23 protein-coding genes are annotated in these 15,619 nt (G+C 69.2%); 11 read left to right on the top strand and 12 right to left on the bottom strand.

Going from position 1 to position 15,619, the window contains the following annotated elements; genetic code table 11:
• Positions 1–8 precede the first annotated feature (8 nt).
• Positions 9–962 (bottom strand): hypothetical protein, encoded by a 954-nt coding sequence (locus CTJ15_RS03415; RefSeq protein ID WP_151904021.1) that lies wholly within the window; start codon positions 960–962, stop codon positions 9–11.
• A 143-nt stretch (positions 963–1,105) separates the two neighbouring features.
• Between CTJ15_RS03415 and CTJ15_RS03410 the strand changes: the two genes are divergently transcribed.
• From CTJ15_RS03410 to CTJ15_RS03395, 4 genes are all read left to right on the top strand, one after another.
• The gene (locus CTJ15_RS03410; RefSeq protein ID WP_099781140.1) at positions 1,106–1,348 is read left to right on the top strand and encodes a hypothetical protein; all 243 of its coding nucleotides are present in this window, start codon (positions 1,106–1,108) and stop codon (positions 1,346–1,348) included.
• 182 nt (positions 1,349–1,530) lie between these two features.
• A complete protein-coding gene (locus CTJ15_RS03405; protein WP_099781139.1) occupies positions 1,531–1,725 on the top strand; it encodes a hypothetical protein in 195 nt (64 codons plus the stop codon).
• Between the two features lie 29 nt (positions 1,726–1,754).
• Positions 1,755–2,174 carry a hypothetical protein gene (locus CTJ15_RS03400; RefSeq protein ID WP_099781138.1) on the top strand — a complete coding sequence of 140 codons (420 nt, stop codon included), beginning with the start codon at positions 1,755–1,757 and terminating at the stop codon, positions 2,172–2,174.
• Positions 2,156–2,539, top strand: coding sequence for a hypothetical protein (locus CTJ15_RS03395; RefSeq protein WP_099781137.1), 384 nt, complete (start codon positions 2,156–2,158; stop codon positions 2,537–2,539). Before CTJ15_RS03400 ends, CTJ15_RS03395 begins: the two co-directional genes overlap by 19 nt.
• Positions 2,540–3,111: 572 nt before the next feature.
• On the opposite strand, the gene CTJ15_RS03390 is transcribed toward CTJ15_RS03395, so the two are convergent.
• Both CTJ15_RS03390 and CTJ15_RS03385 read right to left on the bottom strand, forming a co-directional pair.
• Positions 3,112–3,417, bottom strand: a complete 306-nt coding sequence (locus tag CTJ15_RS03390) for a hypothetical protein (RefSeq protein WP_099781106.1) — start codon at positions 3,415–3,417, stop codon at positions 3,112–3,114.
• 22 nt (positions 3,418–3,439) lie between these two features.
• A complete protein-coding gene (locus CTJ15_RS03385) occupies positions 3,440–3,991 on the bottom strand; it encodes a hypothetical protein (RefSeq protein ID WP_099781105.1) in 552 nt (183 codons plus the stop codon).
• A gap of 364 nt (positions 3,992–4,355) precedes the next feature.
• On the opposite strand from CTJ15_RS03385, the gene CTJ15_RS24580 reads away from it, so the two are divergent.
• The 4 genes from CTJ15_RS24580 (at position 4,356) to CTJ15_RS25250 (ending at position 7,753) form a co-directional block, all read left to right on the top strand.
• Positions 4,356–4,502 carry a helix-turn-helix domain-containing protein gene (locus CTJ15_RS24580; RefSeq protein ID WP_369923359.1) on the top strand — a complete coding sequence of 49 codons (147 nt, stop codon included), beginning with the start codon at positions 4,356–4,358 and terminating at the stop codon, positions 4,500–4,502.
• Positions 4,503–6,295: 1,793 nt separating this feature from the next.
• A complete protein-coding gene (locus tag CTJ15_RS24175) occupies positions 6,296–6,958 on the top strand; it encodes a hypothetical protein (RefSeq protein WP_193009582.1) in 663 nt (220 codons plus the stop codon).
• Complete coding sequence (locus CTJ15_RS03375; protein WP_193009581.1) at positions 6,916–7,602, top strand: DUF4214 domain-containing protein; 687 nt, start codon at positions 6,916–6,918, stop codon at positions 7,600–7,602. The genes CTJ15_RS24175 and CTJ15_RS03375 overlap by 43 nt, the downstream gene beginning before the upstream one ends.
• On the top strand, positions 7,595–7,753 hold the full coding sequence (locus tag CTJ15_RS25250; RefSeq protein WP_226945923.1) for a DUF4214 domain-containing protein: 159 nt from the start codon (positions 7,595–7,597) through the stop codon (positions 7,751–7,753). The genes CTJ15_RS03375 and CTJ15_RS25250 overlap by 8 nt, the downstream gene beginning before the upstream one ends.
• 130 nt (positions 7,754–7,883) lie before the next feature.
• Here the strand turns inward: CTJ15_RS25250 and CTJ15_RS03365 are convergent, their stop codons facing one another.
• From CTJ15_RS03365 to CTJ15_RS03340, 6 genes are all read right to left on the bottom strand, one after another.
• A complete protein-coding gene (locus tag CTJ15_RS03365) occupies positions 7,884–8,585 on the bottom strand; it encodes a hypothetical protein (RefSeq protein ID WP_193009580.1) in 702 nt (233 codons plus the stop codon).
• A 242-nt stretch (positions 8,586–8,827) separates the two neighbouring features.
• Positions 8,828–9,814, bottom strand: a complete 987-nt coding sequence (locus CTJ15_RS03360; RefSeq protein WP_126281787.1) for a tyrosine-type recombinase/integrase — start codon at positions 9,812–9,814, stop codon at positions 8,828–8,830.
• Positions 9,790–10,899 carry a hypothetical protein gene (locus CTJ15_RS03355; protein ID WP_099781131.1) on the bottom strand — a complete coding sequence of 370 codons (1,110 nt, stop codon included), beginning with the start codon at positions 10,897–10,899 and terminating at the stop codon, positions 9,790–9,792. Before CTJ15_RS03355 ends, CTJ15_RS03360 begins: the two co-directional genes overlap by 25 nt.
• A 124-nt stretch (positions 10,900–11,023) precedes the next feature.
• A complete protein-coding gene (locus CTJ15_RS03350; RefSeq protein WP_099781130.1) occupies positions 11,024–11,245 on the bottom strand; it encodes a helix-turn-helix domain-containing protein in 222 nt (73 codons plus the stop codon).
• Positions 11,246–11,467: 222 nt separating this feature from the next.
• Positions 11,468–12,334, bottom strand: a complete 867-nt coding sequence (locus CTJ15_RS03345) for a hypothetical protein (protein ID WP_099781129.1) — start codon at positions 12,332–12,334, stop codon at positions 11,468–11,470.
• 268 nt (positions 12,335–12,602) lie between these two features.
• Entirely contained in the window at positions 12,603–13,088 is a 486-nt protein-coding gene (locus CTJ15_RS03340) for a hypothetical protein (protein WP_099781128.1), read from the bottom strand.
• A gap of 155 nt (positions 13,089–13,243) precedes the next feature.
• Here CTJ15_RS03340 and CTJ15_RS03335 point away from each other — a divergent pair, with 155 nt between their 5' ends.
• The 3 genes from CTJ15_RS03335 to CTJ15_RS03325 are packed head-to-tail and all read left to right on the top strand — an operon-like array spanning position 13,244 to position 14,165.
• Positions 13,244–13,483 carry a helix-turn-helix transcriptional regulator gene (locus tag CTJ15_RS03335; RefSeq protein ID WP_079253513.1) on the top strand — a complete coding sequence of 80 codons (240 nt, stop codon included), beginning with the start codon at positions 13,244–13,246 and terminating at the stop codon, positions 13,481–13,483.
• Positions 13,480–13,818 (top strand): hypothetical protein, encoded by a 339-nt coding sequence (locus CTJ15_RS03330; RefSeq protein WP_099781127.1) that lies wholly within the window; start codon positions 13,480–13,482, stop codon positions 13,816–13,818. The genes CTJ15_RS03335 and CTJ15_RS03330 overlap by 4 nt, the downstream gene beginning before the upstream one ends.
• Complete coding sequence (locus CTJ15_RS03325; RefSeq protein ID WP_099781126.1) at positions 13,809–14,165, top strand: hypothetical protein; 357 nt, start codon at positions 13,809–13,811, stop codon at positions 14,163–14,165. The genes CTJ15_RS03330 and CTJ15_RS03325 overlap by 10 nt, the downstream gene beginning before the upstream one ends.
• Before the next feature lie 65 nt (positions 14,166–14,230).
• Here CTJ15_RS03325 and CTJ15_RS03320 read toward each other — a convergent pair whose 3' ends face one another.
• The 3 genes from CTJ15_RS03320 to CTJ15_RS24170 form a co-directional block, all read right to left on the bottom strand.
• On the bottom strand, positions 14,231–14,623 hold the full coding sequence (locus CTJ15_RS03320) for a type II toxin-antitoxin system death-on-curing family toxin (RefSeq protein ID WP_099781125.1): 393 nt from the start codon (positions 14,621–14,623) through the stop codon (positions 14,231–14,233).
• Positions 14,620–14,847 (bottom strand): AbrB/MazE/SpoVT family DNA-binding domain-containing protein, encoded by a 228-nt coding sequence (locus CTJ15_RS03315; protein ID WP_019463481.1) that lies wholly within the window; start codon positions 14,845–14,847, stop codon positions 14,620–14,622. The genes CTJ15_RS03320 and CTJ15_RS03315 overlap by 4 nt, the downstream gene beginning before the upstream one ends.
• 126 nt (positions 14,848–14,973) lie before the next feature.
• Positions 14,974–15,375 (bottom strand): DUF697 domain-containing protein, encoded by a 402-nt coding sequence (locus CTJ15_RS24170; protein ID WP_193009579.1) that lies wholly within the window; start codon positions 15,373–15,375, stop codon positions 14,974–14,976.
• Positions 15,376–15,619 lie beyond the last annotated feature (244 nt).

Raw genomic sequence — 15,619 nt, 5'->3', positions numbered from 1 at the left:
AGCAGCCACTAGGCGATACTCCATGAATGATCGTACCGGGTTTGGAGATCCGGTCCTTGATAGAGACAGCCGGGACTCTCGTCACGAGCATTGGCCTCGAGGTCACTCCATGCCCATGGCCGCACGAAGCGCCACGGTGGCAGAATGATCCAGCCATCGGCATCACCCACGGCCGTGAAGTCCGCGGCTGCCACGCAGAGCGCGGTCAGCGCGCAGACCAGCGCGGCCCGGTCGTCGTGGTCCGTCACGCCCTCCAGCGGAAGATCTAGGCGTCGCCCGGGCAGCAGGCGTTCGAGCAGTGTCTCGAGGGTGCCGTTCGCCGTCAGATGGCGAAAGAAGACATCCGAGCGGTCGGAACGGACGGCGGCCACCTCGCCGGGATCCTCCAGCATGACGCCCAGGAAGGCCCCGGGAAATGCCTCCACCACGGCCCTGTCATGGATGCATACCGCATGCCTTGCAGGTTCGACGGAGCATCCGCCCAGCACGATGCGGACGCAGTCGTTGGCCGCCGTATTGAGAGCCTGGCCGACCGGGGCACTTGCCTGGCCGGGTTTGCCGATCCTGGCACCCAGGCGGCGCGTCAGCATTCGCTCCGCGGCACGATAGCGGCCGATCACGTCGAGGCCTGCCCGCAGCGGACCGTCGAAGGCCGCGGCCTGGAGTCCGGCCTTGCCGGCAACACCGCGGATCGTGGCCTCCTGCTCGGCCGGAATGGCACGGAAGCGGCGAATATCCCAGGTGACCGCGCCTGGATCCCAGTCGAGCCGGCAGACGGCACTGCTGCGACGCTTCGGCGAGAAGCCCACATCCACCCCCAGCACCGAGCCCATGGGCGGCAGGGCGGCATCCGCTCCGGGATCTGTCTGCGTCATGGCCCCACGCTGCGCGACCGGCTGCGCAACGGCAAGGGCGCTGCCCGGTCGGTCGATGAGACAGGCCGGGTCGCGCTCGTGCCGCACGAGCCAGGGAACCGAAGCGGATGGTCATGCCGCGCGATCACGGCCGTACGGACGCGTACTCGTGAACTGAGGCCGCTCATGACGGAAGATTCCCTGACTCTTTCGTGTTCATGAATTGTTCTCGTTTGGTCCAGCCTGCGCGCATGAGCGACGCCCTTTCCCCGACCAAGCCCGACGACCTCGCCCGGTTATTGCGTTACGCCCTGCAGCGCGACGAGCGCGGCCGGCCCCTGGCGACTGAGCACCGGGACAATCCCGACTTCATGGCCGCCTGGCTGATACGGCACCTGGAGCGCAGCGGCTACCTGATCCTCAAGTGGCCCATCTCCCTGTTCCCGGACCAAAGCCAGGATGGTCCGGGCTTCCAGCACATGCTGGCGGATTGAGGCTATGCCGGGGCGTGTGGAGCCTGCCTTTGGCACGGGCTCATGCGAATGGGTGACACCGCTCCGCCACGTCGCCAAAGTCTCAATTTAGATATATCTCTATCGAATTGACGCCATCCGCATGAACGTCGCGGAGTTCCCTGGCCGCCTGAGCCCGTTCGGGCGGCTGAAGGAGCTTTCCCGTGGCGACGATCTATGGCGACACCAGCACCAGCCTGTCCTGTCATCAGGTGGGCGGCGACCAGTTCATCCAGGGCGACGACGGCGTGAACTCCTACACGGCCGTCTACAACTATCTCTATGGCGATGCCTACCTGATGCGTGGCTTCGCACGCGGCGGCAACGACACGATCCTCGCGGCAGCGCCGGCATCCTGAACGAGCAGATCTACGGCGATGCCTATGTCATGCGGGACTTCACGCAGGGCGGCAACGACCTGATCGTCGGCGGCAGCGGGGACAGCCACTCGAACCCGCTGGCCTTCGGCGACGCCTATGAGATGCATGGCTTCGCCCACGGCGGTGACGACCGGATCCTGGGTGGGAGCGGCACCGTCTACGGCGACGCCTTCACCATGGACGGCTTCACCGTGGGTGGTGACGACATGATCACGGCCGGCTCCCTGCGGAAGTCGGTCTTCGGCGACGCCGCCACCCTGTCGGGCTTCGCCAGGGGTGGGAATGATCACATCCAGGTCGCGGACAGCTGGGCCGAGGTGTACGTCTACGGCGACGGTGCCCTGTCCGGCTTCGCGCGGGGCGGGAACGACCACATCGTCGGCGGGGCGAACTCCCCTACGAGATCCTCGTGGGCGACGGTTCCCTGAGCGGCTTCGCGCGCGGCGGCGACGACGTGATCGTCGCGGGCAACGGCTCCTACAACCTGATCTGGGGCGACGGCAGCAGGTCCGGGAGCTTCACGACCGGCGGCAACGACACCTTCGTCTTCACCCCGGGCGCCCGGCAGAACCAGATCATGGACTTCGAGCAGGGCAAGGATCACATCGACCTGACGGCCTTCGCCAGCCAGGGCGTGCACGGCATCGGCGACCTGGCCATCCGCTCGGGCGACGTCGTGCTCGGCAACGGCCAGACCGTCCATGGCAGCTCGATCGACCTCGGCGGCCAGTACGAATACATCGCCGTCCAGGACGTCACACACCTCCAGGCCAGCGACTTCGTCTTCGCCTGATCTGGATCCGGGCATGACGATCCCGGCGCCGGCGCGACCGTCAGCGCCCGGCGCCGGCCTCGTATCCTCCTCCAGCAGCTCGCTGACGCTCAGGCTACCGCTGATCCGCCCGCGCCGCGCCAGCACGGCCACGGGCGTGCCCGGCCGCAGCACCTCGAACCGCGCTGGCCGCACCCGCACGCAGGGCGCCTGTCCATCGATGCGCAGGCAGACCACGTAGCGCTCGGGCTCGTGGTCCGGCACCACCGCGGTGCTGACCTGGCCGTTGGCCGAGATCACCGGCGCCACCGTCATGCCGGAAGAGGCCGGCCGCCAGGTCCGGCTGAGCACCACCCCCTCCAGCCGCTCCACCGGCCGGAAGGCGAAGTCCGCCAGCGTGAAGGCCAGCCACCAGGCCAGCGCCGCGGTGCCGATGGCCAGCAGCCACAGCGTGGCGCTGAGCAGCACCATCGGGAAGCGATGCTCCCCCGGCACCCGGGGCCGCAGCAGCGCCATCCAGGGATCGAGGAACATCTCCGCCAGCCACGAGGGCTCGCGCAGACCCTGCCCTGCCCCTCCGGATCCAGGTCCGTTCAAGTCGCCTCCCAGAGCCTGCCCGAGGCGCCGCAATGGCCCTCACGCTCGTTGCCACGTTCGATGGCGCACAGCACGAAGTCCAGCGGATCCGGCATCGCCGGCTCGCCGGTGACCAGATGATCGGCCAGCGGCGGCAGCGGTGCGGGCTGGACCCGGGGATGCAGGCAGCAGGCCAGCCGCCAGGCCTCGCGCGCGCTGCGCGGCGACGGCAGGCCGCACAGCGTCCACAGATCCAGCCGGGCGTGCCGGCAGTCCCGGCACAGCCGGGGCGGCCGGCTGGAAGCGTCGGGCTCCCCGGCCATGGTCACCCTCCCTCCTCCTGCCTCAGGAGCCGACCACGAAGACCGAGGTCCGGTCGGCCCGCTCCTGGTGGGTGGCCAGGCGCACGCTGACCCAGACGCCGGGTGCGCCTTCCCATTCCCGCAGGTGCGGCCCATGCTCGTCCAGCAGGTCGTCACTGAGCACAGGTCCCGGGCTCACTTCCGCCGCCACCTCGTTGGCCGGCCGGTCCGGCCACTGGATCAGGTCGCCCACCTGGGGATGCTGCTCCTGCGGGAACAGGTAGGTGACGGTCTCGGGCGTCTCGGTGCGCGTCTCGGGCAGGCGCTCGATCACCAGCCGCGCCAGCTCGGGCAGCGCCTCGAAGAGATTGAGCGTGTCCTCCTCGCCCACCGTCCAGATCTTCTCCTTCGGGTTCCAGCGCGCGCTCCGGACCCGCTGCTTGAACAGCGCGATGACGGCCGGGTCGTAGCGGAACCCGACCTCGAAGTAGTGGCGCTTGCGCACCTGCACGCCCGGTACGCTGCGCGGCTCGGGCCCGGGGCGGCGCGCTGCGTCTCCGGGCCGCGGCACCTCGCCGCTGTGTTCCTCGTCCATGGGTCCTGTGGTCCTGCATGATGGGTGTGACGACCGGGAGACGTGCTGGAGCAGGGCACATGTAGCCTATCGTCATAGGGATGATAAGACGTGGAATCACCATGCGTGGACCTTCGGTCCGTCGCACGTCTCCCTGCGGCGATGGAACGGACGAAACGCGGCCCGGGAGGGCCGGAGCGGCACAGGCGCAGCCACAGCGGGCGCGCGTCCCGCGCAGGCCGCGCCGGCCGCTGCCGGAACCGGAGGTGCCGGCCGGGGCGAAGGATCCGAGGGTCGTCCTGGGCGAGCGGGTGAACGCCCTGCGGGTAGCCCTCGTCTCAGCCAGGAGGACTTCGCTGGCCGGGTGGGGCTGGACCGGACCTATGTGAGCGGCATCGAACGCGGCCTGCGCAACCCCACCCTGCTGGTGCTGCTACGCCTGGCACAGGCGCTGGAGGTTCCGGTCACCGGGCTGCTGGAGGAGACGCAGGGGAAGGAGGGAAAGGGAGAGCGGCCGCCCGCGAAGCGCTGACGGGCAGCTTCCGTCATGGCCGGCACGGCAGGCGGGCAGGCCATGGGCCCCGTCCCGCTCTGCCGGCCCCGGCCATGACCCGCCGGGAGGGCGGGGCGCCGGCTCTGGTGAGGGAGGGCACCGTCATCGCCTGACGCCCGCTACGAGACCGAGGTGGGCCGTCTATTGCTGCATCGCAATAGGCTACTGCGTGGCCCGGGCCATCAACCCGCACACGGGCGATAGAATTCCCGGTTTTCATTCCGATTTCATATTGAAAACGCGGATCCCAATCCCCATCTATGCTGCGGTGAAGCCGGGAGCCTGTTCGTTGCTTTCCGCCTTCCGGGCGCCTGTCGCCCTCACCCACCTTCCCCCATCCCCTCATCCTGGCGGACCGATGCGCGCGCCTTCTGGCCGCGCTTCGGTCCCGGACCGCGCATCCGGCACTGAGCCGGCCGTCTTCTGCGAACCTCCTGCCCTGCCAGCGGTGGCAGCCCGATGACCGGGATGGGCCGCCCGGCGCTGCCCCCCGGGGGCCTTGCGCCGGCCCCGCGCGTGCGCGCGGTGGATCCTCTTCCTGACCCCTTCGGCTTTCCTTCCCTTCTCCCGGCTTCACCACGCCTTCTCCCGATCCACCTTCGCGGATCTCCGGTGATCACCGGCGGGAGGGAGGGGCGCCACACCATCGCGCCCCCTCTTCTCCCCGTCCCGTGTCCCTGGCCGGTCTCGGTAGCTCCCAAGCCGACCGTCGCGGCCCTTGAGCAAGGCCGAAACCATCTCCAGGACACACGATGCTCTTCAGCACCGACGTTCCCGACGACGAGGCCCGCGCCGGCGGCCCGGCTCTTCCGGCTCTTCGCCGCCAGCTCTGCCCACGGTGGCGGAGGCCAGCGATGCGGCCCTTCCGGCCGCAGCGGAGTTCGAGCGCCTGCACGGCGCCTCGATGTCCTCGAGCGCCACATGGCCGATCTGATGTTCCTCCAGCTGTCCGCGCAGGACCTCCTGCTGGGCAAACGGCGGGACTTCTCGGTTCGCAGCCGCGAGCTCATCGTCGCGGCCCTGCGCCGGGCGCCTACCGGGGCCGCTGCCCCTGCTGCGGCCACGAGCCCGTCCTCGACGAGGCGGGCATGCCGCTGGAGGCGACCGAGTTCGACCATGCCTTCCACCGCGGGCTGAACCGGCCCGAGCATGGCTGGCTGGTCTGCCGGCCTGCCACCGCGAGATGACCCATGGCGGCTATCTCGCGCGCTTCTCGCGCATCCACCAGTTCCGCGCCTTCCAGGGCGCGGTACTCGCCGGGCGCGAGCGATCCCGGCCCGGCCCGCGGACGCCCGTCCTGACGTTGGCACTCGCCAGCAACGCAAAGCCCCGGCCTCGAAGGCCGGGGGCTTTTCGCGTTTCCGAGCCTGGCGGCTCCGGCGTCACCGGGCCGGAGCCGCGGCCTGTGGCAAACCGGGAACACGGCACGCCGCGGACAAATCCTGAGACGCCAACGTATCGAAATAACGCACTCGTTGCCTTGATGAGACAAAGGTTAACGATTACCGCCTTTCCCCGGCCTGGAGGGGATTTGCCAGACGTGTCCGGAACGCTGCCACGGTTTCCCTCTTCGTCGCGAAGTCGACCCTGACCGAGGGGGCCGATACGGCCCTGAACGCGATCGTCACCCGCACGCCGTCCGAGCTGACGAGTTCCGTGACCGTGGAATTCTACATCCCCGTCACCACGCGCAATGTCGCCGGAGCGGACGACTTCGTCGGCGGCCTCGCCCCGAAGGTGGTGACCTTCGCCCCGGCGAGACGTCCCAGGCGGTGAGCTGGGGCCTCGTCGACGACAACGTCCCGGAGGTCCCCGGCGCGATCGGCCTGTGGCTGCGCAACCCGGTCAATGCCACCGTCAGCACGAATGGCGGAGGATCGGCCGGCGTGGTCATCCAGGACAACGATCCGACCGATACGATGAGCATCGCCGCTGTCGGCGCCTCGGCCGTGCGGGAGGGCGATGCCTCGGACCAGGGCACGCACAAGCTCACCTTCGACATCGTGCGTGAGGGCAACACCTCCTGGCCGGTCACCGCAGCGATCGTGATCGAGGCCGACACCTCGGCCGGCGCGCATTCGGCCTCATCCAGTGACATCGTGGGCGGCTTCACCACGCAGTGGGTCTATTTCAATTACGGCGAGACCCATAAGACCTTCGAGGTCGCCATCGCCGGCGACAGCCTCCTCGAGGGCAACGAGACCTTCGTGGTCCGTATTAGCAACACCTGGAGCCCGTCGGGCGCACCGGGCTTCCTGACCGGGATCGGCATCGCCGCAGTCACCGCGACGATCCTCGACGACGATACGCCGGTCGTGCCGGGCACCGCCGGCAACGACGTTCTGCACCATGTCGACGGCTCCCACATCTACGACGGCGGGCCGGCTTCGACGTGCTGGACTACGGCGCGACAGGCCGCCGCGGCCTCGCCGTGACCCGCTCCGCCGAGGGCGACGTCGTCATCACCCATGGCGGCCAGACGGACACGCTGCGCTCGGTCGAGGAGGTCCGCCTGGCCGATGGGCGCCTTGTCTTCAACGAGGCCGACCCGGCGGCACAGGTGGTGCGGCTCTACCACGCGGCCCTCGACCGCGATCCCGAGCAGCAGGGCCTGAACTTCTGGATCGACCGCCTCGGGGAAGGCCACGGCCTGCTCGATCTCGCGCAGAGCTTCCTCGCCAGCCCCGAATTCAACGCGCGCTACGGCAGCCTGACGGACAGCCAGTATGTCGACCGCCTCTACCAGAACGTCCTGGGCCGCGAGGGCGAGGCGGCGGGCAAGGCCTGGTGGCTGTCGCAGCTGGACAGCGGCCACAGCCGTGCCGAGGTGCTGCAGGGCTTCTCGGAGAGCGCCGAGAACAGGGCCAACACCGCCGGCCTCTGGCAGAACGGCATCTGGGATGTCGACGAGCACGCCCTGCAGGCCGCCCGGCTCTACGACACGGTGCTGGGGCGGCTGCCCGACGCCCGGGACTGGCGTTCCAGGCCTCGCTGCTCGACAGCGGCGTCGCGCTGCGGGATGTCGCCGCGGCCTTCACCCGCAGCCCCGAGTTCCAGGCGAAGTACGGCGCCTGAATGACCGCCAGTTCGTATCCAACCTCTACCTGAACACGCTGCACCGGGCCGCCGAGCCGGCCGGGCTGGACCACTGGGTGGCCCAGCTGCAGGGCGGCGCCTCGCGCAGCGACGTGGTGCTGGGCTTCTCCGAGAGCCGGAGCACATCGCCCTGACCGACCCGGACTTCATGTCCGACGATCCAGGCCACTACGGCATCGCCTTCGCCTGAAGGGTGAGCGGCAACGGGGCAGCGGACGGACCACCTCGACGCCGGCAGCCCCGGCGAACACCAGGCCCCGGCCATCACGGCCGGGGCTTTTCGCGTTCCCACTGGACAGCGCTGGAAGAGGGGCTAGCCGGAAGTCCCCGATCCGGAGCGCTCCTTCTCCATAGGCCGCTCGTGCGCGCGGCTCTTCGGATCATGCCCGCCTTGTCGCCGTCGCCGGATGGCTTGCGGAGCATGGGGGCGGTTCGGGCACGCTCAAGCGCCAAGGCATCGTGAAAGCGCCGCGCCGCGACCTGCCGCTTGCTGCGGTCGTAGTGCCCGCGGCCTGTCCGCAGGGTGATCGAGAGGATCGTGGGCCCGAGATGGGGATCGTCCGGAGCATCCATCACGGCCGAGGTCATCAGCCCATGCCGGAAACTGTGCGGCCCGAAGACCCCATCCTTCCCGAAGCGCTTCTCCGACAGCCAGCGGATCCGCTTCTCCAGGCCGCGCGCTCCCAACGGCTCGCCGCCCCAGTTGATCCAGAAGGCCTCCGATGCGCGTCCAACCAGCAGCTCCAGCCGCTCCTGCGCGACGTAGCGGTCGATCCAGGGCGTGAGCACGGCCGGCAGCGGGCAGTTCTCGGCGTAGCGGGTCTTCGTGTCCTCGGGCCGCAGCCAGACCTCCCAGTGCCGGTCATCCCGGCGCAGGTGCTGGCCCAGCCGGAAGGCGGTGACCGTGCGCAGGCGGTAGCCGCGCGCCGCCAGGATGGCGATCAGCAGCCCGTCGCGCAACTGCACCTGCCGGCGCCGCGGAGAGCGTCTCGACGATCCCTCCATGAGATCCAGGCCCATTGGAACATCACCGCGCTGTGATGGGCCGGCTTGTCGCGGACGCGCATCGGCAGCAGGTCGCGGACCGGCGTGCCGCCGGGACAGCGGATCCAGGCGTGGTCCCGCCAGGGCCCAGGATCTGCAGCGCCATCTCGATCTCCTGCAGGCGGCCGAGCACCGTGTGGTCCGCGTTTCCCAGCGCGCGGAGCTCATCGAAGAACCGGCCGACGTTCTCTCCGGTCACCAGCGCCGCCGGCGGGAGGTCCGGATCGGGCAGCCCGTGCCACAGCAGGAAGCCCAGGAAGCGGCCCCAGCCTTCCTCGGCCTTGGTGATGCTGGCCAGCGCCCAGTGCCTTGCCTTGCACGGCCGGCGCGACCGCCGGCCCCGGCTGGCCAGGAACTCCTCCCAGATCCGGCGATGAGACGCCGGCCACTCGTGCAGGCGCAGGCAGCGCCGCCTGGGATCGGCGCTCACCGGCCCACCCCGCCCTGGCGACGGGACGCCGGACCAGGCGGGAGGCGAGGGCCAGGCCGCGCGTCTCCTCGCGCAGCCGCAGCACACTCCTGCCGAAGCGGAGCGCCGCCGCCTCCTTCTCGAACAGGATGTAGTGGCGCATCGTCGTTTCGATGGAGCGGTGCCCGAGGATGCGCCTGACCTCGTCGATCGCCTCCGGATAATGCCGCAGGTGCAGCCAGGCCGCGAAGCTGCGCATCAGGTGCGGGTTCACCTCGACACCGATCACCTCCCAGAGATGCGCCTTGAGGTGATGGGACAAGGAGGATGCGCTGATCGGGCCGGCGCCGGCGCCGGGGAAGAGGTATGGATTGCCTTCATCCGTCAGGTCTGGCCGGTACGAGCGGATGTAGCGCTCGATCAGCCTGGCGGACTCCTCCGGCACCGGCCACTCGATGGGCTCGCCGTTCTTGACCTCGTGGCCGGCGATCACGAGGTGGGTCAGCCGGCGTCCCTTGGGGCCAAGGTATCGCAGGTGCCGGTCGAGACGCAGCCCCAGCAGGTTGGACAACCGCATCGGGCAGATGGTCAGGATCTCCAGCATCGCCGCGAGCCGCGCCTGGCGGGCCGCCTCCACGGGCGTGAGGTCCTGGTCCTTCGCCAGCCGCATGAGCCTGGCCGGCTCGTGCAGCAGCCCGGCATAGGCTGCCGGCTGGGTCAGGGCCCGGATGCGTTCGCGCACCCGCAAGGGAAGGCCGGCCCTGGGGTCCGGCTTCGTGTCGGCGACCCACTCCCTGATCGTGGCGAGCGTTTCGGCATCCAGGGATCGTCCTTGCGTTCGGCGCAGTACTTGGCCACCCGCAGCAGGGCCACGGCCACGGTCCAGACCTGTCCGCCCCTGCGTTCGGTGGAGCGCTCGATGACGGCATCCAGGATGAGTTCCACCCGCTCGAGAGGCCAGACCAGGTCGCGCAGGGAGCGGATCTCCCCGGCCGGCACGCCGCCCAGCACCAGCAGGGCCGCGGCCTGCCGGATGGAGAAGAGCCGTGTCGTGATGGTCTGGGGGCGCAGCACATGGTGCCGCTTGCCTTGGAGACGTGACCGGCGCCAGATATTGCCCCCCTCGGCCGGCGCCAGCGTGGCGCTGAAGTCCTGAAGGTCGTCCTGAAAACTCTGGGGGTAATCCGTGAACGGCAGGGTGTAGGGCTGGCGGCGGCGGGGGGCTTTGAGGACAGGAAGCGGCATGCCGGAGGCGGCCACGACGTTGTTCCAGGCCCGCGCCACGACGACCGGGCGCCCGGCAGCCTTCGCGCCCAGGCGAATCCTCCTGTCGACCATGGCCCAGTCGGCCAGCACGGCGTCCGACATCGCTTCCGGCCCGATCCCGCGTTCGCCGCAGTATCTTGCCAAGTGCCGCAGGCAGGCAGCCTGCGCACCCTGACGGGCGTGGCCGAGCAAGGCCTGCCAGGCCGGGGACACACCCTCGAAGGTGCGCAGGTCCGGCGCATGCAGGTCCAGCCGCCGCAGCACCGCGCGCAATCCACTCACCATGTTGCCGAAGCGCTCGGTCCGCATGCGATGCGCACCCGGAGGCTTTCGGAACAGCGCGTCGTTCAGCCAGGCGACATCACAGGGTACCGCGGGCGGCGAGCGGTCCAGCAGGCGCGCGGCGGTCGCGAGGGCCGATCTGAGGTCGCGGCGGCGCGTCTCCGCCAGGTCGTCCCAGCCGGCCACGGCCGCGGCGGCATCGGCGAAGCTGGGCACCGTGGAGACGAGGGCCGGAGGGGCCGGCCGCATCCCGGCGGAGCGCGGATCGTGGTCTTGCATGGGTCGGATTTCCCGGTTTGGCCAAGGACGGCCAGGAGCGGCCATTCGTGCATCCGTAGCAGAGCTGAATACGAAATTTAGCGGGGCGACGGGCGCACGACGTCCGCCGGAGCGTTGATCCGGCTCAGTCATTTCCGGATCCCTCGGAAGAGCCGGTGTCGTCGCCGGCGCTGTCGGCCAGCGCGCGCTCGAGGTCCGCGAGGCGGATCCGCACGGTGCCGGCGATACGCACAGTGGGAAGCAGGCCGTGCTGGCGCCAGCGCCGCAACGTGCGGGCCGAGATGCCCAGGCGCTCGGTGACCTCGGCCAGGGTGAGCAGGCGCTCACCGGGATCGGGGGTGCTCATCAGAGGGCACCGCGGCGGAGCAGGCGACGCCCAACCTGCCCACGCCGCGGCGGCGGGAACCGGCGTGCCGCGGGATGAGATGTGTCCGGGGCAGTGCCCGGGACCGGAGGAGGGTGGGAAGGGTGTGTTTGCATGGCCGTGAGTGTCCGGCCACGGCCACCTCACGGTCACAGGACGAAAATGGACAATTCCGCCCTTTGACCGCCGTTCATTCCAGGTGCATTATTCTTGGTTGCGCACCTTCTCCCGCATGGCTTGCTCGAAGGACCGTATGAAGGCATCGACCTGGCTCCGGTACGTCATGGGAGCTGGCATCCGGGCCAGCTTTTCGGCCTGGGCTCGGGAGAGGGGGCGCTGTTTCCCGAGCTGGAACGTCAGGGTTCCGCCCGCTTCCCTGATCGTGGTGGCATGTTTGGCTCCGATCCGCTCCGCGCGCTGGATCTTGCGGGCCTCATCCATGACCCGGTCACGCCGTTCCGCGTAGCGCTTCGCCAGAAGCGGGATCAGGTAGTCCTCCGTCAGCCAGTGCGACGGCGCGATGCACCGGTACATGTTGCCATCGGCCCGTGCCTCGCCGGGAAGATCCTGGAGGACATGGCGTACCAGGGCCGTGACGGTGGGATCGGTGCCAGCAAGGCGCAGCTCGTGCTCGGCCATCGCGACGAGCTGCGGATGGACGTCGACCGGGATGTTGCCGCGGTTGTTGTGCCCGGCGAGTTCCTCGATGCGGCGGGCCGCGGCCTGATGCTCGGCCGGCAACATCGCATAGGATTTTTCCCGGACCTCCTTCGAAATGGCGTTCACCGCGTCCTTCAGGGCGGTGTGGCTGTACTTCTTCATCGTCTCGTCACCTGCTTCCTTCCCGGGTGGTGAAGCCGTGCCCGTCCCGGAACCCATTCCGGATGATGACACCGTGGAGGTTCGCCGGGCGATGGCGAGCATGTTCTCCCATATCGTCATCGCATTGATGAACATCGGGTCGAGTGCCGGCACCTCCCGGACACCCGTCATCGCCTGCACCTGGGAACGGAGCTTCATCAACTCGTGTAGCATCAGGTCGGCGGCTTCCAGGGAGAGGCCATGCGGCATGACAGGCTTCGGACACAAGCTGGCAACCTCATCGTCGCGGACCGGGTGAACGAGCCAACCGGCTCGTCCCCCTGCCAGCTTATAGCCTTGTATTCGGGGATGCGGTTGCCCGCCTTGCCGGAAGCCGGGCTGGCCGAGACCCTCTCAGCCACACGGATGCGAGATACCGTCCGGCGATGATGAGTGGCCGGGCGAATGGGCATGCTGCCCTTCCGGCTCACGGATTCCAGACCTGGCTCCAGGATCCGGGAGTCGAAGCCGAACGACCTCAGCTGTCGACGCCGACCGCGTTCCATGAGGCCTGCAGGTCGCGAACGATGGACCAGGCGACGTATTCGCCGCCGTGCCGGGGAGTCACAGGCAGGGGCCGCAGGTTCCCCCGGTTCTCCAGCCGCTGCGCCACCCGCAGCTTGGCCCGCAGGCCGTCGTGGCCCCGGGCCGGAGTTGCGATCAGCGTCTGCTCGACCTCGGAGAGCCAGTCGGTGGCGGCATCGAGCTCGGGCTTGAGGCGGTCCTCGTCGGCAAGGGTCCGTGCCCTGGCCTGCAGCGCCCCCAGGGCGGCGTAGGCATTTCGCCATTCGACGTGGAGACGTTGGAGATTCTTGTCCGGATCGCCGGATGACTTGGTCTCCGACACGGCACCGCGGAAGGCGGCAAGGGTCAGGCTGCCGGCAGCCAGTGCGGCGAGCGCCGCACGGCGGGAGAGGCCTCCTCCGCTTCGGTGGCGGTCTGTGATACGGGTATGCTTAGCCATGGCCGGCTGATCCCTTCAGCAGCTGTGGTCAGGCCGGGCGGGAGGGGTCCAGCCTCTCGTCCGGTCGCTCTGATGTTGTGAGGGTGGTCCCTCACACGTAATGTGTAACCCTACTCACCCAACACAACAACTCAATTTGAGTAAGGTAATTCGTTTTGGAAATCACGCCCGCGCAGTGCCGTGCGGCTCGTGCTCTGCTGAATTGGTCGCAGGATCAGCTGGAGACAGCGGCTAAGGTAGCACGCAAGACCATCGCCGATTTCGAACGCGAAGTCCGCCGGCCGTACGCGCGGACGCTGGAGGCTCTTCGTGCCGCTCTGGAAGCGGCAGGAGTGGAATTCATCCCGGAAAACGGAGGAGGCGCCGGGGTGCGCCTGCGGAAGCAATCCTCGTGAAGGCCTGGATCACCGCTCTTGGCCTGCTCCTCACCCAGGCGGGCACTGCCATGGCGCAGACCATCGCCGTTCCGTCCGATCCCCGGGCGCGCTACGAGCTGGTCGGCAAAGTCAGGCGCGACGATGGCCTGGTCGAGATCACCACGCGCCGCCAGGGCCCGTCCGGTACGTCCTTCGCCCGGCGTGAGGCCGATTGCCGCCGGCGGTTGCTCCGCTACCTCGGTGAGGGCGACACCCTGGAAGAGGCCAGGTGCCCTGCCCCCAATCCCGGCAGGATGTCTCCCCTCGTCGACGGCTCCATCTCCGGCCACATCGTGCGCTTCGCATGCCGGTAGCCGGTGAGACGAGCGCTCCGGCCGGTGCCGTCTATGACGGCGATGGCCGGCTGGTCCTGGGCAGTGGTCCCGCCTTCTCGCTCGGCCTGATCACGGACCGTGCCTTCCAGGCGGTGCTGCACAACCTGGACGAACCGGGGAACACGATCGAGCAGGAGGACCGCCTCTGGCTCCTGCCCGAAGGGCTGATCCCAGACGCTCCCCTGCCCGAGCACGTCCTGGCCAGCCTCGCCGCGGTCGTGCGGGCCGGCCGCAAGGTCGTCGTGATGGCGGATAGTGCCGAGGCCGGCAACCGGGCCTGCGAGGCCATCGGGCAGGCCCTCGATGCGAGGCAGGGCAGCGCCTGAGCGCGCGTCACACAGCGTTCTGTCCGGATGGCCAGATCACACCGTCCGGCCGGCCCTCCCCGGCATCAACCGCGCCGGCTGGCCCGTAGCCACGCCGCGAAGGCCGCTTCGTCCAGCCCGCCTTCGACCAGCCGCAGCACCTGCTCCACGACCCGTGGCGCGGCGACGTCGATCTCGACACCGTTGGCCTTGAGGAAGAGCACGCAACAGCCCCAGGCGGTCCGCTTGTTGCCATCGTTGAAAGGGTGGTTGGCCGCGAGACCGTAAGCATAAGCCGCGGCCAGATCGAACAGGTCGGGGATGCCGGCATCGGCATAGGCGAGCTTGTTGCCGGGACGGCCCAGGGCGCTGTGCAGCATGCCCTCGTCCTTGACGCCCTGGATCCCACCATACTCCCGCAGGGCCTGGTCGTGCAGGAACAGCACGACATCGGCCTCCAGGAACTCCGGGTCGCTCAACGCCTGGCGAGTTCCTGCAGCGCGTCGGCCTGCTCGCGCAGGACCTCTCGGGCCAGCTGCATCTGCCGCTCGAGCTTCAGGTTGCGCTTCACCAGCTTCACCCCATCCGCCAGTTCCACCAGGGTCAGGTCCTGGCCGACCTCCAGCCCCATGCGGATCCTCGTCTCGGCCGGGAACGTCACCCCGACCGAGTTGCCCTGCCGGCGTAGTGTCACCGTGGTCATGATGCGCCTCCGTCTTACGTTCAGTAAGACTAGGGCTTGTACCCCGCCCCCTCAAGGGTCATCGACGCCCGCGGATCGTGCGGGCCGCCATCATGGCCCTCCCCGGGGCGCCCGATGTCCACGCCTTCACCCTTCCCGTTCCGCCGAAAGCGGGCAGCAGGCCTCGGCGGTGACATGGGCCAGCCGGCTCAGCCGCAGCGCCGTGATGCTGCTGCCCGGCACCGCCGCGGCGATGTGCTGCAGCACCGGGATCCGGCCCAGCACCTGCTCGCTCACCGCCTGCGCCACCAGGTCGGCCCCCGACACCCCGGCCGCCGTCCACACCGCCCGGCGCAGCAGCGCCACCGTCACCGCCAAATTCGGCCGCAGCCCGTGGATCTGTGCCACCTGCCGCACCAGCGACAGCCCGCGCAGCCCCGCCAGCACCCCGTCCAGCGCCGGCGAGGGCGAGATCGCCACCATCACGCCCCCCTCCAGCGCCGCCCGCTGGCCCGCCACCCGCGAGGTCTGCCGCAGCGGCTCGCTCACCTCTCGCGTCATCACTAACATCGACCATAATGTTGGCTCGAAGCTCCCCGTCCGACGGCGAGGCGGCACGACATCGGTATACCTGGGAAGAAGGGCTCTCAGACAGCGCTTACCATCAGCCTGCGCAGCGCGGCGAAGCTGCGGAACCAGGAAGAACGTACCCCTTCGGTGAGGGCCGCCTTCCAGCCTGGGGCTGAACCTGTCTTCTGATCTTATCAACGCTCGTAGGAGCGTTGTTAAGAAC

It is taken from the genome of Roseomonas sp. FDAARGOS_362 (assembly GCF_002754815.1).
GTDB lineage: Bacteria > Pseudomonadota > Alphaproteobacteria > Acetobacterales > Acetobacteraceae > Roseomonas > Roseomonas mucosa.
This window is presented reverse-complemented; position numbering and strand designations above follow the sequence as displayed.